Here is a 20,734-nt window from a genome sequence, read left to right as displayed (position 1 = left end):
CCACCGGGCTTTTTTATCAGGCTTTAACCCGCTTAATATAATCCCCAAACGCCGTCAGCTGGCCAGACAGATGATCGCGCGTGCTCTGATCCACCACTTCACCCGTCTGCGGGTCGACCTTATTCTGAATCACACCGCCCATAAACTCCGGCTTGTTCATCACCATCGCATCCAGGAACACCAGGATCTGGCGCAGGTGATACTGGCAGCGCGCGCCGCCAATCGCGCCCATCGAGCTGGTCTGGATCAGCACTGGCTTGCCCGCGAGCGGTTGCTCCGGCAGGCGAGAAAGCCAGTCGATGGCGTTCTTCAGACCGCCCGGAACCGAGTAGTTATACTCTGGCGTCACGATGACCACTCCGTCAGCCTGGCGAATTTGCTCCGCCAGCGCCTCAACGCTCTGCGGGAATCCCTCTTCCTGCTGAACGTCAGCATCATAAAGCGGAATATCGCCAATGGACGGCAGAGCGCTAATTTCCATCCCCGCAGGTGCCAGCTGTGGCAGGGTGCGGGCGACCATCCCGTTAAATGAACCTTTGCGCAGGCTTCCCAGTAACGTAACAACTTTCAACGTTTCAGACATGATTACTCCTGTTTCATCATGATGACCCTGAATGGATCAGCTAAGAGTGATTGCTTTTTCTGCCGGTAAACTGGTTAAACGCATCAGGCGCGCGGCGGGCTCGTTGGCGCGCTCGGGCACATCAGGAAGGCTACGCCATCCCTGTTGACTGTCAAATTCCCAGATTTTCATACGTTCGATGGCCGGGGTGACGGCAATGGACCAGATTAACACGTCCTCGGCATCGCTGAGCGCTTCAACCAGCGTGGCTCTCGTGGCACGCAGGCGTCCCGATCCTGGCAGGAGTTGCAACAGGCTGGCATCGTCAGACGCACACCCACAGAGCTTACGAATGCTCTGACGCAGGGTGATGAGTTGGGCTCTGGCTTCAACAGGATCGTTTTGATTGCGTACCCAAAGTTTTTCATTGCTGGAGAGCGGGTAGTCGTTATGCGCATTAGCACCGTTGAAGCTGCGCGTCGCGCGCTGAAGTTCCATATCCAGTCCACAGTCACCCTCGGTAGTGAGCGCGACACCAATAATGTTGCCAGTATAGGCGATGGAAAACCGGGGGAGTTCCGGGTCAGCGAATACCGGACGGCCTTCTGGCTGGATAATAATGTCAGGCAGCTCGCTGGTGCCGTAGAGCATGAACATAAGCTCTGCGAGAAGTGCTCTGGAGGCTAAAAACCGCGTCCTGCGGTGCTCCGGGAGCGTGAGCGCTTCAGTGTGACAGGCTGAAGAAATTCTGGCCGATACGAGATGTCCGTCTGTAAGTATCCCTCTTGCAAAGTGCGTTGCCATTTTTCGCTCCTTGATAATGGTCGTAATCGGTTAAACGGTTACATGATTATCGCTTAACTTGACTCCTGTTTTAATCAGTAAATGGGAGTAAGAGAAGACTTAGGACCGAACTTTACATTTTCTTAGGCAAAAACAGGACCTGGAGCGGCGTACAGCGCTTTGATTGTCTCACGCAACCAAAGGATTTTGGGGTTATGGCTGTTCCGTTTATGCCAGATCATGGTGAAAGGCACGGTCAGCTTTTCAGCCTGCGCTTCGTCAATGGGAATAGGAAGCGCGATCAGTTTTCGCTGGTGGAGCTGATTGTAGTGATGGCAGTAGTAAGGTGCGGTGGCGATATAGTTATGGTCGGGCTGTGCGGCCATAAACATCGACTGCTCGAAGCCGGGCAGGCTCATGGCGATATTACGCTCGCGCCCCATCTCTCTTAGCACCTCGTCGAGCGCCCAGGTATCGCTGCGTTCCCAGAAAATGCTGATATGCGGGTAGCGCAGAAAGGTCTCCAGGTTCCACTCCTCCTGTAGCGCCGGATGATCCTCACGCAGATACACGCACGGACGGTCGCTAAACAGGATCTCGTAGTCGATAAACCACGGCATTAGCTTCAGCAATTCACGCGATCGCGGGTGCGTTTCGCGCCCGGTGAATCCCAGATCCACCTCTCCACGCGTAATGGCATCCAGCGAATCGTAATCCCAGTGGCGCATCTTCACCGTAGCCTGCGGATAGCGCTGATTCACCTGCTCCAGCAGGGCGTTAAAGCGGATCAGCATCAACGGCGTTTCGGCAGCTAGCACGAACGTCAGCCCGCCCGGGGAGTCATGGTGAAATTTATCGAGGATCTGATTGCCAATCTGCATCCAGTCGGCCAGATCCTGCTCCAGGCTTACCGTCAGCGGAGTGGGCAGCAGCCCTAACGGCGTTTTCACAAACAGCGGGTCTTCGAACCAGTCGCGCAGCTTGGCCAGTGATTTACTCACCGCAGACGGCGTCACGTTCATCCGCTTCGCGGCTTTGGTGACGCTGCGCTCCTGCAGCAAAAGCTGTAGGCAAAGCAGGAGATTAAGATCGAGACTGCTGATGGGCTTCTTCATAATGCGCCGCGGGCTGGATGACCATAAGTAAGGTAATGCAGACAATGCTACAGCCAATCAGAATCCCGATCAGCATATTCAGCGCATTAAGACCAAGAACGGCTGCCAGCCAAATCCACAGCGATGAACCGCAGACCTGCGCAATGCCCAATACCGAACTCGCTACACCCGCGCGCAGCGAGAACGGCCCGAGCGCCTGGCTCATCGCCACGCCAAAGCCGACGGAAAAACCGGCGCAGATGAGCGTGATGCCCACCAGCATCACCGCGTGCGAACTCGCGATCGCCAGAATCACGCCTGCGGCAAGGAACAATGCCTGTGAGGCCAGCATTAGCGTGCGCTGGCGAAAAATGTTCAGCGCAAACGGGGTAGAAAATGAGACAGCCATGCTGACCATCGCGGTCAGTGCCATCACCGTTGAATACTGACCGCGATCGAAGCCCATGGTTTCCATCAGCAAGACAGGGGAAACGTTTACATAGGTCAGGATCACCGCCACGCTTAACGTGGTCACGGCCAGACGACTGAGGAAGAAGCGGTTAAGCAGCTTCTCAGTTGGGTGAATCGTTGGGGTATGACCGGTATTCTGCGAGCCCGGGTGGGTTTCTTTCAGTACGGTGATAGACAGAATAAAGACCAGCGCACCCATCGCCGCCATGGTCCAGAACAGGCTCTGCCACGGGAATTTCAGCATGATCAGGTAGCCCACTACGGGCGCCAGCACCGGGATGATGCAGGTAATACCGTTCAGCATCGACAGCACTTTGGCGCGGCGCTGGGCGCTTAAGGTGTCGCGCAAAATGGCAAAAGCGACGACGTAACAGCCACCGGCTCCAATGCCCTGAATGAAGCGGCCCGACAGGAACACGGTGCTGTTCTGCGCCTGTGAACAGAGAAGAGAGGCCAGGGCAAAAATGATGGCACCCGTTATCGCGACAGGCTGGCGGCCTGCTTTATCCGCAATCTTCCCGGCAAACACCATCGACGACGCCATCCCCGCGAGGTAGGCCGAAAACGCGATGTGCAGCTGCGCTTCGCTGGCACCCAGATCGCGGGCGATGTGGGGGAGTCCCACCAGATACATATCAATGCCCGACGGATAAAGCAGAACCAACGCGAAACTACAAAACAGAAAACGAGCCATAAACCCCCCATAGATGCAGGCATGCAGCATAGGGGGTGAAAAGAGATAAGGCGAGTTGCCATTTGGATAATGGTGATTTCCCGGGAGGAAATCACCATTACTGAGCGGGGATTACTTACCGATACAGAAACTTGAGAAAATCCTTCCCAGCAGATCGTCCGACGTAAACTCCCCGGTGATCTCGCTCAGATTCTGCTGCGCCAGACGCAGCTCTTCCGCCAGCAGTTCGCCCGCCCACGCGCCGATCAGCTGCGCTTTACCCTGAACAAGGTGGTTCGCCGCCTCTTCCAGCGCCTGCAGGTGACGGCGACGCGCCAGGAAGCCGCCTTCCATGCTGGTGTCAAAGCCCATGCTCTGCTTGAGATGGTTACGCAGGTCGTCAACGCCTTCACCGGTACGCGCCGACAGGCGAATCAGTGAGTGACCGTTCACATCGCTGATGCCCAGCGTTTCGCCGGTGACATCCGCTTTGTTACGCACCACGGTGATCGGCAGCTTGGCCGGAAGACGGGCGATAAAGTCTGGCCAGATGTCAGCCGGGTCGACGGCGTCGGTCGTGGTGCCGTCCACCATAAACAGTACGCGGTCGGCCTGCTCGATCTCCTGCCAGGCGCGTTCGATACCGATGCGTTCGACCTCGTCGCTGGCGTCGCGCAGACCGGCGGTGTCGATGATATGCAGCGGCATCCCGTCGATGTGGATATGCTCGCGCAGCACGTCGCGGGTGGTTCCGGCAATGTCAGTCACGATCGCCGCTTCACGGCCCGCCAGGGCGTTCAGCAGGCTTGATTTCCCGGCGTTAGGGCGACCAGCAATCACTACCTTCATCCCTTCACGCAGCAGGCTGCCCTGACGTGCTTCGGCACGCACGGCGTCGAGATCGTTCATCACCTGGTTGAGCTGGGCTTCGATTTTACCGTCAGAGAGGAAGTCGATCTCCTCATCCGGGAAGTCGATAGCCGCTTCGACGTAGATGCGCAGGTGAGTAAGTGCTTCCACAAGGTGATTTACGCGCGCGGAGAATGCCCCCTGCAGCGAGTTCAGGGCGGAACGAGCCGCCTGTTCGGAACTGGCGTCGATCAGGTCTGCAATCGCTTCTGCCTGCGCCAGGTCGAGCTTGTCGTTGAGGAAAGCACGCTCGGAGAACTCGCCCGGCTTCGCAATGCGCAGGCCAGGCAGGGTCAGAATACGTTTTAACAGCAGGTCGAGGATAACCGGGCCGCCGTGGCCCTGCAGCTCCAGCACGTCTTCGCCGGTAAAGGAGTTCGGGCCGGGGAACCACAGCGCAATGCCCTGGTCCAGCGGCGTGCCGTCGGTATCTTTAAACGGCAGGTAATCAGCGTAGCGCGGCTTTGGCAGTTTACCCAGCACCGCTTCGGCCACCTCGCGCGCCTTCAGGCCGGAGATGCGCAGAATGCCTACACCACCGCGTCCCGGTGGGGTTGCCTGGGCGACGATAGTGTCGTTATGGCTCATGGTTGGTCTCGTTCAATACAAATAAAAAAGGCGGTCAATCGACCGCCCTTATTTTAGCGTTAACTTACCGAATCAGGACTTTTTCTTTTCGCGGCTATGCAGGCCACGTTTTTCCAGACCACGGTAAATCAGCTGCTGCTGGATGATGGTCACCAGGTTGCTGACGATATAGTACAGCACCAGACCTGACGGGAACCACAGGAAGAACACGGTGAAGATGACCGGCATAAAGGTCATGATCTTCTGCTGCATCGGGTCGGTCACGGTGGTCGGCGACATCTTCTGGATGAAGAACATCGTCACGCCCATCAGGATCGGCAGGATGTAGTACGGGTCCTGTGCAGACAGGTCATGGATCCACAGGGCGAACGGCGCGTGGCGCAGCTCAACGGAGCCCATCAGCATGTAGTACAGCGCAAGGAAGATTGGCATCTGAATCAGCAGCGGGAAGCAACCACCCAGTGGGTTTACTTTCTCTGCTTTATACAGGGCCATCATCTCCTGGCTCTGACGCTGTTTGTCATCGCCCAGACGCTCACGCATAGCCTGAATCTTTGGCTGCAGCATTCGCATCTTCGCCATGGAGGTGTACTGCGCTTTAGTCAGCGGGTACATGATGCCACGAACGATGAAGGTGATAACGATGATGGAGAAGCCCCAGTTACCCAGGAAGCTGTGGATGAACTTCAGCAGCTTAAACAGCGGCTGAGAGATGAACCACAACCAGCCGTAATCGACGGTCAGATCCAGGTGCGGCGCAACAGCAGCCATTTTGTCCTGGATTTCCGGGCCGACCCACAGGGTGCTTGCCAGCTTACCGGTTTGACCCGGCTGCACCAGAACCGGCTGTGATTTGTAGCCGATAGCTGCAATACCGTTGCCGAGGTTCGCGGTGTAGAAGTTGTTGGTACCGTCGTTATTTGGCACCCATGCTGTTGCGAAATACTGCTGCAGCATTGCCACCCAACCGCCTTTAGCGCTGACGTTCAGGTTTTCGTTATCGGCAATGGTGTCGAATTTGTATTTCTCGTACTTCGCATCAGGCGTGGAGTACGCCGCGCCGCGGAAGGTATGCAGCGCAAAGTTGCTGCTTCCGGTGTCACGGTGAGACGGCAGATTGATGGACTGCTTCAACTGACCAAAGGTCGAGATTTCCAGCGGTTTTTCACCGGCGTTCTGTACGCTGTAGCCCACGTTCACCGCATATTCACCACGTTTCAGGGTGAAGGTTTTGGTGAAGGTATTGCCCGCCGCGTCGGTGTAGGTCATCGGGATAGCGAGTTCGTTCTGACCATCGGCCAGCACAAAGGTATCACTCTCGACGGTATACAGCGGACGCGCACCGTTAGCCGGGTTATCCGGGCCATCACGACCGGTCAGGCCGCTCTGAGCCTGATACAGGAACTCAGGTGTGGTTTCCAGTAACTGGAACGGTTCGGTAGACTTCAGCTCTTTCGGGTAGGTCAACAGCAGCGCCTGCTCAACATCACCACCACGGGTGTTGATAGTCAGCTCAAGCACATCGGTCTTAACCGTAATCTGTTTCCCCTGGCCACTGGCCGGTACGCCCTGGTCGGCGGCGCTACCCGCTGCGGTGGTCGTGGTCTGCGTGGTCTGCTGCTGGGGTTGAGGATTTTTATCCTGCTCCCATGCCTGCCAGATCATGAAAGACACGAACAACAAAGCGATGATAAGAAGATTGCGTTGCGAATCCATCGTTAGTGTTCTCTGGTATCAAAGGGTCCTGGAGGGACGGGGTCGTCTCCACCTGGGTGTAAAGGGTGGCATTTTAATACGCGTTTCACCGTCAACCAACTGCCTTTTATCACTCCAAACCTGCGCAATGCCTCAATTCCGTAGCTTGAGCATGTTGGCGTGAAACGGCAATGTGGCCCGAGTAGCGGACTAATCAGGCGCTGATAGACCCGAATGAGGGCTATCAGGACCCGTGAGCCAGGCGACAGTGGCGGCGCCATAATTTTTCCAACGCTTCCGAGAGAGCACGGTTATCGAGGTCGGCAACCCCCCTTTTCGCCACCACCACGAAATCCATAGAAGGCAGTTCGTGTTGACGTAAACGGAAGCTTTCACGCGTCAGACGTTTAATCCGATTGCGTTCATGCGCACGCTTAACATTTTTCTTGGCGACTGTGAGACCGATGCGGGGATGCCCCAGCGAATTTTGGCGGCCGAGGATGGTGATTTGCGGCGTGCCAGCCCGTTGTGGCTGCTGGAAGACGAAAGTGAAATGAGTGGGAGTTAACAAACGTAACTCCCTGGGAAATGCTAGCTTAACCACTCAGGGGTTAGCTTTATTACTTGGAAACGGTCAGACGAGCGCGGCCTTTAGCACGACGACGTGCCAGAACCTGACGACCATTTTTAGTAGCCATACGAGCACGGAAGCCGTGAGAACGGTTGCGCTTCAGTACAGACGGTTGAAAAGTGCGTTTCATGGCGATTTCTACCTAAACTTGAATAAATTCACTGACTTTTGCGTATACCCGAACGAGTTTCGAACGACTAACGCCTCAGCGTGGGTGATTAAAGAGGCCGGATTGTAATAATTGTACACTCCGGAGTCAATTCTCTTTCCTTATTTCCCGCGTATTTCCGCACGTTTTCGCGTGGAAAATGAGCAACGGACGACGCAGGAAGATGAGCATCACGCGCCGGGTCGAGGATTATACGGGCTCCCGAACAAAGCGCAAGGATCGTCCCGGATCTTCGTTAGATCATTTAAGCAATAAATTGTCTGTGCTCATTAATTTTTCCAATATGCGGGCTAAATCGTGGGGCACTCGCGTCAGGATCGTTTACACTTACCCGGTTTCGGATCTTCCTGTGGATAAATCGGGAAGAATCTGTGAGAAACAGAAGATCTCTGGCTCAGTTTAGGCTATGATCCGCGGTCCCGATCGGGATCCCAGGATCCTGGTCAGGATTAAATTGCAGATAGCAATTCGCACATCCCCCTTTTGCACAGGGTCATGTCGATGTGCGCCAACAATCATGAATATTCAATAGTTTTCTTTTATTGTTCGAGTGGAGTCCGCCGTGTCACTTTCGCTTTGGCAGCAGTGTCTTGCCCGATTGCAGGATGAGTTACCAGCCACAGAATTCAGTATGTGGATCCGCCCGTTGCAGGCGGAACTGAGCGATAACACGCTGGCTTTGTATGCGCCAAACCGTTTTGTGCTCGATTGGGTAAGGGACAAGTACCTTAATAATATCAATGGACTGCTGAACGATTTCTGCGGGTCAGATGCCCCACAGCTGCGCTTTGAAGTGGGCACAAAGCCGGTCACCCAAACCGTACGTGAAACCGTGAACGTAGCCGCGCCAGCTCAGGCCGCTCCTGCTCCGGCCCCTCGCGTCGCACCTGCTCGTCAGGGCTGGGATAACGTCCCTGCGCCCGCTGAGCCAACCTATCGCTCTAACGTTAACGTTAAGCACACCTTCGATAACTTCGTTGAAGGTAAGTCGAACCAGCTGGCGCGCGCGGCGGCCCGTCAGGTTGCTGATAACCCCGGTGGTGCTTATAACCCGCTGTTCCTTTATGGCGGCACGGGTCTGGGTAAAACGCACCTGCTGCATGCAGTGGGTAACGGCATTATGGCGCGCAAGCCTAATGCGAAAGTGGTGTATATGCACTCCGAGCGCTTCGTTCAGGACATGGTAAAAGCCCTGCAAAACAATGCGATCGAAGAGTTTAAACGCTACTATCGTTCCGTTGACGCCCTGCTGATCGATGACATCCAGTTCTTTGCCAATAAAGAACGATCGCAGGAAGAATTTTTCCATACCTTCAACGCCCTGCTGGAAGGCAATCAGCAGATCATTTTGACCTCGGATCGTTATCCAAAAGAGATCAACGGCGTTGAAGATCGTCTGAAATCCCGCTTCGGCTGGGGCCTGACCGTGGCGATCGAGCCACCGGAGCTGGAAACCCGCGTCGCGATCCTGATGAAGAAAGCCGATGAAAACGACATTCGCCTGCCGGGTGAGGTGGCGTTCTTTATTGCCAAGCGTCTGCGCTCCAACGTGCGTGAGCTGGAAGGCGCGCTGAACCGTGTGATTGCCAACGCCAACTTCACCGGTCGTGCGATCACCATCGATTTTGTGCGTGAAGCGCTGCGCGATTTGCTGGCATTGCAGGAAAAACTGGTCACCATCGACAATATTCAAAAGACGGTGGCTGAGTACTACAAGATCAAAGTGGCAGATTTACTGTCTAAACGTCGTTCCCGCTCGGTGGCGCGTCCGCGTCAGATGGCGATGGCGCTGGCAAAGGAGTTAACCAACCACAGTCTGCCGGAAATCGGGGATGCGTTTGGTGGCCGTGACCATACGACCGTGCTGCACGCTTGTCGTAAGATTGAGCAGTTACGCGAAGAAAGCCACGACATAAAAGAAGATTTTTCCAATTTAATCAGAACATTATCATCGTGACGCTATGAAATTTACCGTTGAACGTGAACATTTATTAAAACCGCTGCAACAGGTGAGTGGCCCATTAGGTGGCCGCCCAACGCTGCCTATTCTCGGAAACCTGCTGCTTCAGGTCGCGGACGGTACGCTGTCGCTGACCGGCACGGATCTGGAAATGGAAATGATCGCGCGCGTTACGCTGACTCAGCCGCACGACGCAGGCGCGACCACGGTTCCGGCACGTAAATTCTTTGATATCTGCCGTGGGCTGCCGGAAGGCGCTGAAATCGCCGTGCAGCTGGAAGGCGACCGTATGCTGGTGCGTTCTGGCCGCAGCCGTTTCTCGCTCTCCACGCTGCCTGCTGCAGACTTCCCGAACCTGGACGACTGGCAGAGCGAAGTTGAATTCACCCTGCCACAGGCGACGATGAAGCGTCTGATTGAAGCTACGCAGTTCTCCATGGCGCATCAGGACGTTCGTTACTACTTAAACGGCATGCTGTTCGAAACCGAAGGTGAAGAGCTGCGTACCGTAGCCACCGACGGCCACCGTCTGGCGGTCTGTTCTATGCCGATTGGCGACTCACTGCCAAACCATTCGGTGATCGTGCCGCGTAAAGGGGTGATTGAGCTGATGCGTATGCTCGACGGTGGCGACACGCCGCTGCGCGTGCAGATCGGCAGCAACAACATCCGCGCACACGTGGGTGATTTTGTCTTCACGTCTAAGCTGGTTGACGGTCGTTTCCCGGATTATCGCCGCGTATTGCCGAAAAACCCGGACAAAACGCTGGAAGCAGGCTGCGACAGCCTCAAGCAGGCTTTTGCCCGTGCGGCCATTCTCTCTAACGAGAAATTCCGCGGCGTGCGCCTGTACGTGAGCGAAAACCAGATCAAAATCACCGCTAACAACCCGGAGCAGGAAGAGGCAGAAGAAATTCTGGACGTCACCTACGCCGGAACCGAGATGGAAATCGGCTTTAACGTCAGTTACGTGCTGGATGTGTTGAATGCACTGAAATGCGAGAACGTGCGCATTCTGCTGACCGACTCCGTTTCAAGCGTACAGATTGAAGATGCGGCCAGCCAAAGCGCGGCTTATGTTGTCATGCCAATGAGACTGTAATGTCGCTCACCCGTCTGTTGATCCGCGACTTTCGCAATATCGAAAGCGCGGATCTCGCTTTATCCCCTGGCTTTAACTTCCTGGTTGGCGCAAACGGCAGCGGCAAAACCAGCGTGCTGGAAGCCATCTATACGCTCGGCCACGGTCGGGCGTTTCGCAGTTTGCAGATTGGTCGCGTCATTCGCCACGAGCAGGAATCCTTTGTTCTGCACGGTCGTTTGCAGGGGGCGGAGCGGGAAACCGCCATTGGCCTGACCAAAGACAAGCAGGGCGACAGCAAGGTGCGCATCGACGGCACCGACGGCCATAAAGTGGCAGAGCTGGCGCTGCTGATGCCAATGCAGCTGATTACGCCGGAGGGGTTTACTTTACTCAACGGCGGCCCCAAATACAGAAGAGCGTTCCTCGACTGGGGATGCTTTCACAACGAAGCCGGTTTCTTTAACGCCTGGAGCAACCTGAAGCGCCTGCTAAAGCAGCGTAATGCCGCGTTGCGCCAGGTTACACGCTACGCCCAGCTGCGTCCGTGGGATAGGGAATTAATCCCTCTCGCGGAACAAATCAGCAACTGGCGTGCCGAATACAGCGCAGGTATCGCCGAAGACATGGCCGATACCTGCAAACAGTTTTTACCCGAATTCACTCTCACCTTCTCCTTCCAGCGCGGCTGGGAGAAAGAGACGGATTATGCCGAGGTGTTAGAGAGAAACTTCGAGCGCGATCGCATGTTGACCTACACCGCGCACGGCCCGCACAAGGCGGATTTCCGCATTCGTGCCGACGGTGCGCCGGTGGAAGATACGCTGTCGCGCGGGCAGCTCAAGCTCCTGATGTGCGCGCTGCGCCTGGCACAGGGAGAGTTTCTCACCCGCGAAAGCGGAAGACGCTGCCTGTACCTGATAGATGATTTTGCCTCGGAACTCGACGACGCGCGGCGCGGGCTGCTTGCCAGCCGCTTAAAAGCCACGCAGTCGCAGGTTTTCGTCAGCGCCATTAGCGCTGAACACGTTATAGACATGTCGGACGAAAATTCGAAGATGTTTACCGTGGAAAAGGGTAAAATAACGGATTAACCCAAGTTGAAATGAGCGAGAAACGTTGATGTCGAATTCTTATGACTCCTCCAGTATCAAAGTCCTGAAAGGGCTGGATGCGGTGCGTAAGCGCCCGGGTATGTATATCGGCGACACGGATGACGGCACCGGTCTGCACCACATGGTATTCGAGGTGGTAGATAACGCTATCGACGAAGCGCTCGCGGGTCACTGTAAAGACATCGTGGTCACCATCCATGCGGACAACTCCGTCTCCGTCACCGATGATGGTCGTGGCATCCCAACCGGTATTCACCCGGAAGAGGGTGTATCTGCTGCGGAAGTGATCATGACCGTCCTGCACGCAGGCGGTAAATTCGACGATAACTCCTATAAAGTTTCCGGCGGCCTGCACGGCGTAGGCGTCTCCGTGGTTAACGCCCTGTCGCAGAAGCTGGAGCTGGTTATTCAGCGCGAAGGCAAAATTCACCGTCAGCTGTATACTCACGGCGTGCCGCAGGCCCCGCTGGCCGTCACCGGCGATACCGACAAAACCGGTACCCTGGTACGTTTCTGGCCGAGCCATGAAACCTTCACCAACGTCACCGAATTCGAGTACGACATCCTGGCGAAACGCCTGCGCGAACTGTCGTTCCTGAACTCCGGCGTGTCTATTCGCCTGAAAGATAAGCGTGACGGCAAAGAAGATCACTTCCATTACGAAGGTGGTATCAAAGCGTTCGTTGAGTATCTGAACAAGAACAAAACGCCAATTCACCCGAATATCTTCTATTTCTCTACCGAAAAAGACGGTATCGGCGTGGAAGTGGCGCTGCAGTGGAACGACGGTTTCCAGGAAAACATCTACTGCTTTACCAACAACATTCCACAGCGTGACGGCGGTACGCACCTTGCAGGCTTCCGTGCGGCGATGACCCGTACCCTGAACGCCTACATGGACAAAGAAGGCTACAGCAAGAAAGCGAAAGTCAGCGCCACCGGTGACGACGCCCGTGAAGGCCTGATTGCCGTGGTTTCCGTGAAGGTGCCGGATCCGAAGTTCTCCTCACAGACCAAAGACAAGCTGGTCTCTTCCGAGGTGAAATCGGCCGTTGAGCAGCAGATGAACGAACTGCTGAGCGAATACCTGCTGGAAAACCCGTCCGACGCGAAAATCGTGGTGGGCAAAATTATCGATGCGGCACGTGCCCGTGAAGCGGCGCGCAAAGCCCGTGAAATGACCCGTCGTAAAGGCGCGCTGGACTTAGCAGGCCTGCCGGGCAAACTGGCTGACTGCCAGGAACGTGACCCGGCGCTGTCTGAACTCTACCTCGTGGAAGGGGACTCCGCGGGCGGTTCTGCGAAGCAGGGCCGTAACCGTAAGAACCAGGCGATTCTGCCGCTGAAGGGTAAAATCCTCAACGTTGAGAAAGCCCGTTTCGACAAGATGCTCTCTTCTCAGGAAGTGGCGACCCTCATCACCGCGCTGGGCTGCGGCATCGGCCGTGATGAGTACAACCCGGACAAGCTGCGCTACCACAGCATCATCATCATGACCGATGCGGACGTCGACGGCTCGCACATCCGTACGCTGCTGTTGACCTTCTTCTATCGTCAGATGCCTGAAATCGTTGAGCGTGGCCACGTCTACATTGCACAGCCGCCGCTGTACAAAGTGAAGAAAGGCAAGCAGGAACAGTACATTAAAGACGACGAAGCGATGGATCAGTACCAAATCGCGATCGCGCTTGATGGTGCGACCCTGCACGCGAACTCTCACGCCCCTGCACTGGCCGGTGAGCCGCTGGAGCGTCTGGTGTCCGAGTTCAACGCCACGCAGAAAATGATCACGCGTATGGAACGCCGTTATCCGAAAACGCTGCTGAAGGAGCTGGTTTATCAGCCAACCCTGACCGAAGCCGATCTGAGCGACGAGCAGACCGTGACCCGCTGGGTGAACGCTCTGGTGACCGATCTGAACGAGAAAGAGCAGCACGGCAGCATGTGGAAATGCGATATCCAGCAGAACGCCGATAAGCAGTTCGAGCCTATTATTCGCGTGCGTACCCACGGCGTTGATACCGACTACCCGCTGGAACACGAGTTTGTGACCGGTCCGGAATACCGCCGTATCTGCTCGCTCGGTGAGACGCTGCGCGGGCTGATCGAAGACGATGCGTTCATCGAACGTGGCGAACGTCGTCAGCCGGTAGCCAGCTTCGAGCAGGCGCTGGACTGGCTGGTGAAAGAGTCCCGTCGTGGCCTCGCGATCCAGCGCTATAAAGGTCTGGGCGAAATGAACCCGGACCAGCTGTGGGAAACCACCATGGATCCGGAAAGCCGCCGCATGCTGCGCGTCACCGTTAAGGACGCAATTGCTGCGGACCAGCTGTTCACGACCCTGATGGGCGATGCGGTTGAACCACGTCGTGCCTTCATCGAAGAGAACGCCCTGAAAGCGGCAAATATCGATATTTAATCGTCGTTATACCGCACGAAAACTGGCCGCGCTTTTAGCGCGGCTTTTTTGTGGGCGCAGGCATATCCAGCGACATCACGGACGGTAAACGGCTCGCCAGCGTATCTATCGCCATTCTTACCCTCAGCGGCAGATGCGGAGTCTGCTGCCACACCGCATGAACGTTGAAATGCACATCCGGCGCCTGCTTCAGGAGCGGGACGAGTTTACCCTGGTGAATATCTTTAACGACCATCCAGCAGGGCAGCCATGCAATGCCGTGTCCGGCCAGCGCAGCGTCGCAGATCGCCTGCAAATCATCCATGTTGAGCGACGATCGAGGGGTAAAGGTGCGCGACGTTCCTTCGCTATCCATCAGCTGCCAGGGCAATACTCTGCCTGCGCTCAAATAGTTAATGGCCGTATGCTGGGGTAAATCATTAACGCTTTGTGGCTGGCCTTTCTTCAGCAGATACTCCGGCGCGGCGCACAGCACCATGCGGTGTTCCCCCAGCTTTCTGGCGACCAGCACGCTGCTGTCCTGAAGCGTGCCGTTCCGCACTGCCATATCAAACCCTTCCTCCACAAGATCCACCACGCGGTCGCTGAATGACATTTCAAGCTCAAGCCCGGGGTGTTCCTGCGCCAGCGCGATCAGCAGCGGGGCGACGCACTGGCGACCAAACAGCACTGGCATGGCAACGCGCAGGCGACCGCTGACCTGCTGTTTCCCGGTTTCAAGCAGCGATTCCGCACCCCGAATCTCCTCCAGCGCGCGCAGGCAGCGTTCATAAAAAAGGGCGCCGTTATCGGTCAGACTCTGGCTGCGGGTGGTGCGTTGAAAAAGACGTACCCCCAGCCGCTCTTCGAGGCGAGCGATGCTTTTTCCTACCGCCGAGCGTGACAAATGCAGACGAATGGCGGCCTGCGCGAAACTTCCCGCCTCAACGGCGGCCACAAAAACAGGAATATCCTTCAGCGTATCGGTCATGGATTGTATCTATTCTGGCGTCAATAAAGAGAAAACTTATCGCCACTGGCGACACTTGGTCAACGGTAGACTGTCAGGACTAAAGCCCATCTGATGGCAGGAGAAATAAAATGACAGAGACAATGCAACGCTGGTCCATGGATGCCCTCGGGCGCGAGAACCTCAAGCTGACTCAGGCACCCGTTCCACAGCCAGGCCCGGGTGAAGTGCGCGTGCGGGTGAATGCCGTTGCGCTTAACTATCGCGATAAAATGGTTGTTGAAGGCACGATGCCGATCCCGCTTTCCTTCCCGTTTACCCCGGCGTCTGACATGGCGGGCGTGGTGGACAGCATTGGTGAAGGCGTTACGCGCTTCAAACCTGGCGCACGCGTCATCTCAACCTTCTTCCCTGAGTGGATCGACGGTAAGCCGCAGGCGGACGCGCGCAATCTGCCCTATAAAACGTCCGGCGGATACTTCCAGGGCATGCTGGCCGAGTATGTGATTGTGAAGGAAGACGCGCTGGTGGCCTCTCCGGAGACCCTGGATGACGCCGAGGCCAGCACGCTGCCCTGCGCAGGGCTTACCGCCTGGTTTGCGCTGGTGGAACGCGGCCAGCTGCGCGCCGGGCAATCGGTGCTGGTGCAGGGCACGGGCGGCGTGGCGCTCTTTGCTTTGCAAATCGCAAAAGCGCACGGCGCAGAGGTGTTTGTCACCTCGGGAAGCGATGAAAAACTGGCGCAGGCCAAAAAACTGGGGGCTAATCAGGGCATCAACCGTCTGAAGGGTGACTGGGCTGAAAATACGCTGGCGCTCACGCAGGATCGCGGCATCGACCATATTATCGAAACCGTAGGGGGAGAGAACCTGAAGCATTCCCTGCGCGCCGTTGCCGTTCACGGGCGTATCTCCGTGATTGGCGTGCTGGCCGGGACGGAGATTACGCTCTCAGCTGGTGAACTGCTGCTGAAATCCCCCGTCATTCAGGGGATTGGCGTAGGCCACCGCCGGGCGCTGGAAGATTTCGTCCGCGCCGTGGATGTGACCGGACTGAAACCTGTGATCGAACATCGCTACCGTTTTAACGAGCTTGAACAGGCGTTTGAACACCTCGATCGCGGCGCGTTTGGCAAAATCGTCCTTACCCGCGAGTAAGTCAGCGCTCCCCGGGATTTGCGTAAAAGGGGTATTTCTGTTGCGCAATGTAGCTCTATTTTTGTGGGCTTAATCGCGTTAGCATGAGGCAGCACTCATTTATCCCGGGGATCTCATGGCTATCAAACTCATTGCAATCGACATGGACGGCACGCTGCTGCTGCCAGACCACACCATCTCTCCAGCCGTTAAAAACGCGATCGCCGCCGCCCGCGCGAAGGGCGTGAATGTGGTCCTGACCACGGGCCGTCCGTATGCGGGCGTACACAGCTACCTGAAAGAGCTGCACATGAATCAGCCTGGTGACTACTGCATCACCTACAACGGCGCGCTGGTGCAGAAAGCGGCAGACGGCAGCACGGTGGCGCAAACTGCGCTGAACTATGATGACTACCTGTTCCTGGAAAAACTGTCCCGTGAAGTGGGGTCGCACTTCCACGCGCTCGATCGCAACACGCTGTACACCGCTAACCGCGACATCAGCTACTACACGGTGCATGAATCCTTTGTCGCGACGATCCCACTGGTGTTCTGTGAAGCCGAGAAGATGGACCCGGCGACCCAGTTCCTGAAAGTGATGATGATCGACGAGCCTGAAATCCTGGATAAAGCCATCGCACGCATTCCGGCGGAGGTAAAAGAGAAGTACACCGTGCTAAAAAGCGCGCCATACTTCCTCGAAATCCTCGATAAACGCGTCAATAAAGGCACTGGCGTAAAATCGCTTGCTGATGCGCTGGGTATCAAACCGGAAGAGATCATGGCGCTGGGTGACCAGGAAAACGACATCGCGATGATTGAGTTCGCGGGCATGGGCGTGGCGATGGATAACGCCATTCCGTCGGTGAAAGAAGTGGCCAACTTCGTGACCAAATCCAACCTGGAAGACGGCGTTGCCCACGCGATCGAGAAATTTGTGCTGCAGTAACGCTTATTTTTAATCATCAGCCTCGGTTATCAACTGGGGCTTTTTTTTGCGCTGAATTTATTGAATTGTTCTTTTTGTGATCTGTATTGTAGTACAACATTAAACGATTGTACTACATTACCGTCACGGCAAAGACGAACACCCTCACGTTTGTACTGCAAAAGTGAGGTGAAATTCAGCGGTCGCGGTAAAGTAGTGATGGACATACAGAGCACAAGGACTCTCCATGACTCTCAATAAAACCGATCGCATCGTCATCACGCTGGGCACCCAGATTGTGGGGGGCAAATACGTTCCCGGTTCACCGCTGCCGGCAGAGGCCGAACTGTGCGAGGAGTTTGAAACCTCGCGCAACATCATCCGGGAAGTGTTCCGCTCGCTGATGGCGAAACGGCTGATTGAAATGAAACGGTACCGCGGCGCGTTTGTTGCCCCGCGCAACCAGTGGAACTACCTCGATACCGACGTTCTGCAGTGGGTGCTGGAAAACGACTACGACCCAAGGCTTATCGGTGCGATGAGCGAGGTACGAAACCTGGTGGAACCGGCCATCGCCCGCTGGGCGGCGGAGCGCGCAACGTCCGGCGATTTGGCGCAGATTGAGTCGGCTTTAAACGCCATGATCGCCAATAACCAGAACCGGGAAGCGTTTAACGAGGCGGATATTCGCTACCACGAAGCGGTGCTGCAGTCGGTGCATAACCCGGTATTACAGCAGCTTAGCGTAGCGATCAGCTCGCTACAGCGAGCAGTATTTGAACGTACCTGGATGGGCGATGAGGCCAACATGCCGAAAACGCTCCAGGAACATAAAGCGCTGTTCGATGCGATACGGCATCAGGATGGCGATGCGGCAGAGCAGGCGGCACTTACCATGATCGCCAGCTCGACACGAAGGCTGAAGGAAATCACATGACATCTCGCTACATCGCAATTGACTGGGGATCGACCAATCTGCGCGCCTGGCTTTATAAGGGCGAGCAGTGCCTGGAGAGCAGGCAATCAGAAGCAGGCGTGACGCGCCTGAACGGTAAATCCCCCGAGGCGGTGTTAGCAGAGGTCACACAACACTGGCGCGATAGCGCCACGCCGGTGGTCATGGCGGGTATGGTCGGCAGTAACGTAGGCTGGAAAGTCGCGCCTTATCTGCCGGTTCCCGCCCACTTCTCCGCTATTGGCGAGCAGTTAACGTCCGTTGGCGACAATATCTGGATTATTCCCGGCTTGTGCGTCTCTCGCGACGATAACCACAACGTGATGCGCGGCGAAGAGACGCAGCTGCTTGGCGCGCGCACGCTTTCTCCTTCTTCTGTCTACGTCATGCCCGGAACGCACTGCAAGTGGGTCCAGGCTGATGCTGAGCAAATCCACGATTTTCGCACCGTGATGACCGGCGAGCTGCACCATTTGCTGCTCAACCACTCGCTGGTGGGAGCCGGTTTGCCGGAGCAGGAAGCCTCGTCAGAGGCGTTTGCTGCCGGGCTTGAACGTGGGATCGCTTCCCCTGCCGTTTTGCCGCAGCTTTTTGAGGTTCGCGCCTCGCACGTGCTTGGAAATCTCCCGCGCGAGCAGGTCAGCGAATTTCTCTCCGGCCTGCTGATTGGCGCAGAAGTCGCCAGCATGCGTGATTTCATCGCGCACGAGCAGGCCGTCACCCTTGTCGCCGGCGCATCGCTGACGTCGCGCTACGAGCAGGCGTTCCGCGCCGTTGGGTGTGATGTTGCAACGGTATCCGGCGACACGGCATTTCAGGCAGGAATAAGGAGCATCGCTCATGCAGTGGCAAACTGATCTTCCCCTTATCGCAATTTTGCGCGGCATCACGCCCGATGAGGCGTTAGCCCACGTCGGTGCGGTTATCGACGCCGGATTCGACGCGGTAGAAATCCCGCTCAACTCGCCGGAATGGGAAAAAAGCATTCCGGCCGTGGTGGAGGCGTTCGGTGAGAAGGCGCTGATTGGCGCAGGCACCGTGCTGCACCCGGAGCAGGTGGATGAACTGGCGAAAATGGGCTGCAAGCTTATCGTCACGCCCAACATTCAGCCTGAGGTGATCCGCCGCGCGGTGGGTTACGGCATGACCGTCTGCCCGGGATGCGCCACCGCCACGGAAGCCTTTACTGCTCTGGATGCGGGCGCACAGTCGCTCAAAATATTCCCGTCGTCGGCCTTTGGCCCTGACTACATCAAAGCGTTGAAAGCGGTATTGCCTGCCAGCGTGCCGGTCTTTGCCGTGGGCGGCGTAACGCCAGAAAACCTGGGCCAGTGGATGAGCGCGGGCTGTGTGGGCGCGGGGCTGGGCAGCGATCTGTATCGCGCCGGGCAGTCCGTGGAACGTACCGCACAGCAGGCGGCAGCATTCGTGAAAGCGTATCGAGAGGCAGTGAAATGAAAATAACCAAACTCACCACGTACCGTTTACCCCCGCGCTGGATGTTCCTGAAAATCGAAACCGATGAAGGCGTTGTGGGCTGGGGCGAACCGGTGATTGAAGGACGCGCGCGCACCGTTGAAGCGGCGGTTCACGAGCTGGGTGAATACCTGATTGGCCAGGATCCGGCGCGCATCAACGACCTGTGGCAGGTGATGTACCGCGCGGGCTTCTACCGCGGGGGGCCGATCCTGATGAGCGCCATCGCCGGTATCGACCAGGCGCTGTGGGATATCAAAGGCAAAGTGCTGAACGCGCCGGTCTGGCAGCTGATGGGCGGCCTGGTGCGCGACAAAATTAAAGCCTACAGCTGGGTCGGCGGCGACCGTCCTGCGGAAGTGATCGACGGCATCACGCAGCTGCGCAACATTGGCTTTGATACCTTCAAGCTCAACGGCTGCGAAGAGATGGGCATTATCGACAACTCGCGTGCGGTGGATCGCGCGGTGAATACCGTGGCGCAAATCCGTGAAGCCTTCGGCAACGAGATCGAGTTTGGTCTGGACTTCCACGGCCGCGTCAGCGCGCCGATGGCCAAAGTGCTGATTAAAGAGCTGGAGCCGTATCGCCCGCTGTTTATCGAAGAGCCGGTGCTGGCAGAGCAGGCGGAATACTATCCGAAACTGGCTGAACAGACGCACATTCCCATCGCGGCGGGGGAACGCATGTTCTCGCGCTTCGAGTTTAAACGCGTGCTCGAAGCGGGCGGCATTGCGATCCTGCAACCGGACCTCTCCCACGCGGGCGGCATCACCGAATGCTACAAAATTGCCGGAATGGCAGAAGCCTACGATGTGGCGCTGGCGCCGCACTGCCCGCTCGGGCCGATCGCGCTGGCAGCCTGTCTGCATGTGGACTTTGTCTCCCGCAACGCCGTGTTCCAGGAACAGAGCATGGGGATTCACTATAACAAGGGCGCGGAGCTGCTCGATTTTGTGAAAAACAAAGAAGACTTCAGCATGGAAGGCGGTTTCTTTAAACCGTTAACGAAGCCGGGCCTTGGCGTAGAAATTGACGAAGCCAAAGTTATTGAGCTCAGTAAAAACGCGCCAGACTGGCGCAACCCGCTATGGCGTCATGAGGACGGTTCCGTAGCCGAATGGTAAAGCCGGATGGCGC

The 20,734-nt window shown here is 56.5% G+C and carries 20 protein-coding genes and 1 pseudogene; 10 read left to right on the top strand and 11 right to left on the bottom strand.

What is annotated here, in order from left to right; translation table 11 throughout:
- Positions 1-16: 16 nt before the first annotated feature.
- The 10 genes and pseudogenes from AC2T6E_RS17575 to AC2T6E_RS17530 form a co-directional block, all read right to left on the bottom strand.
- Entirely contained in the window at positions 17-583 is a 567-nt protein-coding gene (locus AC2T6E_RS17575) for an NADPH-dependent FMN reductase (RefSeq protein WP_045331208.1), read from the bottom strand.
- 36 nt (positions 584-619) lie between these two features.
- Positions 620-1,366, bottom strand: coding sequence for a 4'-phosphopantetheinyl transferase family protein (locus tag AC2T6E_RS17570; RefSeq protein ID WP_253179363.1), 747 nt, complete (start codon positions 1,364-1,366; stop codon positions 620-622).
- 122 nt (positions 1,367-1,488) lie between these two features.
- On the bottom strand, positions 1,489-2,460 hold the full coding sequence (gene yidZ / locus AC2T6E_RS17565; protein ID WP_120159014.1) for an HTH-type transcriptional regulator YidZ: 972 nt from the start codon (positions 2,458-2,460) through the stop codon (positions 1,489-1,491).
- Entirely contained in the window at positions 2,429-3,604 is a 1,176-nt protein-coding gene (locus tag AC2T6E_RS17560; RefSeq protein WP_486692656.1) for an MdtL family multidrug efflux MFS transporter, read from the bottom strand. The genes yidZ and AC2T6E_RS17560 overlap by 32 nt, the downstream gene beginning before the upstream one ends.
- A 111-nt stretch (positions 3,605-3,715) precedes the next feature.
- A complete protein-coding gene (mnmE, locus tag AC2T6E_RS17555) occupies positions 3,716-5,080 on the bottom strand; it encodes a tRNA uridine-5-carboxymethylaminomethyl(34) synthesis GTPase MnmE (protein WP_032662070.1) in 1,365 nt (454 codons plus the stop codon).
- A 72-nt stretch (positions 5,081-5,152) separates the two neighbouring features.
- Complete coding sequence (gene yidC, locus AC2T6E_RS17550; protein WP_108417239.1) at positions 5,153-6,796, bottom strand: membrane protein insertase YidC; 1,644 nt, start codon at positions 6,794-6,796, stop codon at positions 5,153-5,155.
- A gap of 2 nt (positions 6,797-6,798) precedes the next feature.
- On the bottom strand, positions 6,799-7,056 hold the full coding sequence (gene yidD / locus AC2T6E_RS17545) for a membrane protein insertion efficiency factor YidD (RefSeq protein WP_001307474.1): 258 nt from the start codon (positions 7,054-7,056) through the stop codon (positions 6,799-6,801).
- Complete coding sequence (rnpA, locus tag AC2T6E_RS17540; protein WP_010426559.1) at positions 7,020-7,379, bottom strand: ribonuclease P protein component; 360 nt, start codon at positions 7,377-7,379, stop codon at positions 7,020-7,022. The genes yidD and rnpA overlap by 37 nt, the downstream gene beginning before the upstream one ends.
- Positions 7,380-7,395: 16 nt before the next feature.
- Positions 7,396-7,536 (bottom strand): 50S ribosomal protein L34, encoded by a 141-nt coding sequence (gene rpmH / locus AC2T6E_RS17535; protein ID WP_000831330.1) that lies wholly within the window; start codon positions 7,534-7,536, stop codon positions 7,396-7,398.
- Between the two features lie 228 nt (positions 7,537-7,764).
- Positions 7,765-7,815 (bottom strand): annotated as a pseudogene (locus AC2T6E_RS17530) (hypothetical protein); the annotation flags it as partial.
- A gap of 322 nt (positions 7,816-8,137) precedes the next feature.
- On the opposite strand from AC2T6E_RS17530, the gene dnaA reads away from it, so the two are divergent.
- Genes dnaA through gyrB form a run of 4 tightly spaced genes read left to right on the top strand, consistent with a single transcriptional unit; the run spans position 8,138 to position 14,150 of the window.
- Complete coding sequence (dnaA, locus tag AC2T6E_RS17525; RefSeq protein WP_010426558.1) at positions 8,138-9,532, top strand: chromosomal replication initiator protein DnaA; 1,395 nt, start codon at positions 8,138-8,140, stop codon at positions 9,530-9,532.
- Positions 9,533-9,536: 4 nt separating this feature from the next.
- A complete protein-coding gene (gene dnaN, locus AC2T6E_RS17520) occupies positions 9,537-10,637 on the top strand; it encodes a DNA polymerase III subunit beta (protein ID WP_010426557.1) in 1,101 nt (366 codons plus the stop codon).
- Complete coding sequence (gene recF, locus AC2T6E_RS17515; RefSeq protein WP_126815756.1) at positions 10,637-11,710, top strand: DNA replication/repair protein RecF; 1,074 nt, start codon at positions 10,637-10,639, stop codon at positions 11,708-11,710. Before dnaN ends, recF begins: the two co-directional genes overlap by 1 nt.
- 28 nt (positions 11,711-11,738) lie before the next feature.
- Complete coding sequence (gyrB, locus tag AC2T6E_RS17510) at positions 11,739-14,150, top strand: DNA topoisomerase (ATP-hydrolyzing) subunit B (RefSeq protein WP_089598329.1); 2,412 nt, start codon at positions 11,739-11,741, stop codon at positions 14,148-14,150.
- A 34-nt stretch (positions 14,151-14,184) separates the two neighbouring features.
- Here the strand turns inward: gyrB and AC2T6E_RS17505 are convergent, their stop codons facing one another.
- Complete coding sequence (locus AC2T6E_RS17505; RefSeq protein WP_458667901.1) at positions 14,185-15,120, bottom strand: LysR family transcriptional regulator; 936 nt, start codon at positions 15,118-15,120, stop codon at positions 14,185-14,187.
- 110 nt (positions 15,121-15,230) lie between these two features.
- On the opposite strand from AC2T6E_RS17505, the gene AC2T6E_RS17500 reads away from it, so the two are divergent.
- The 6 genes from AC2T6E_RS17500 (at position 15,231) to dgoD (ending at position 20,721) form a co-directional block, all read left to right on the top strand.
- Entirely contained in the window at positions 15,231-16,256 is a 1,026-nt protein-coding gene (locus AC2T6E_RS17500) for a zinc-dependent alcohol dehydrogenase family protein (protein WP_212474365.1), read from the top strand.
- Between the two features lie 115 nt (positions 16,257-16,371).
- Positions 16,372-17,184 carry a sugar-phosphatase gene (yidA, locus tag AC2T6E_RS17495; protein ID WP_172701413.1) on the top strand — a complete coding sequence of 271 codons (813 nt, stop codon included), beginning with the start codon at positions 16,372-16,374 and terminating at the stop codon, positions 17,182-17,184.
- Positions 17,185-17,410: 226 nt separating this feature from the next.
- The gene (gene dgoR, locus AC2T6E_RS17490) at positions 17,411-18,100 is read left to right on the top strand and encodes a D-galactonate utilization transcriptional regulator DgoR (RefSeq protein ID WP_163354545.1); all 690 of its coding nucleotides are present in this window, start codon (positions 17,411-17,413) and stop codon (positions 18,098-18,100) included.
- Positions 18,097-18,975 carry a 2-dehydro-3-deoxygalactonokinase gene (locus tag AC2T6E_RS17485; protein ID WP_431643041.1) on the top strand — a complete coding sequence of 293 codons (879 nt, stop codon included), beginning with the start codon at positions 18,097-18,099 and terminating at the stop codon, positions 18,973-18,975. The genes dgoR and AC2T6E_RS17485 overlap by 4 nt, the downstream gene beginning before the upstream one ends.
- Positions 18,959-19,576, top strand: coding sequence for a 2-dehydro-3-deoxy-6-phosphogalactonate aldolase (locus tag AC2T6E_RS17480; RefSeq protein WP_042714333.1), 618 nt, complete (start codon positions 18,959-18,961; stop codon positions 19,574-19,576). Before AC2T6E_RS17485 ends, AC2T6E_RS17480 begins: the two co-directional genes overlap by 17 nt.
- Positions 19,573-20,721 carry a galactonate dehydratase gene (gene dgoD / locus AC2T6E_RS17475; RefSeq protein WP_063145116.1) on the top strand — a complete coding sequence of 383 codons (1,149 nt, stop codon included), beginning with the start codon at positions 19,573-19,575 and terminating at the stop codon, positions 20,719-20,721. The genes AC2T6E_RS17480 and dgoD overlap by 4 nt, the downstream gene beginning before the upstream one ends.
- Positions 20,722-20,734: the final 13 nt, after the last annotated feature.

Source organism: Enterobacter sp. B79-1 (genome assembly GCF_057444735.1).
The sequence above is the reverse complement of the archived record's forward strand: the minus strand, read 5'-3'. Positions and strand labels throughout refer to the sequence as shown.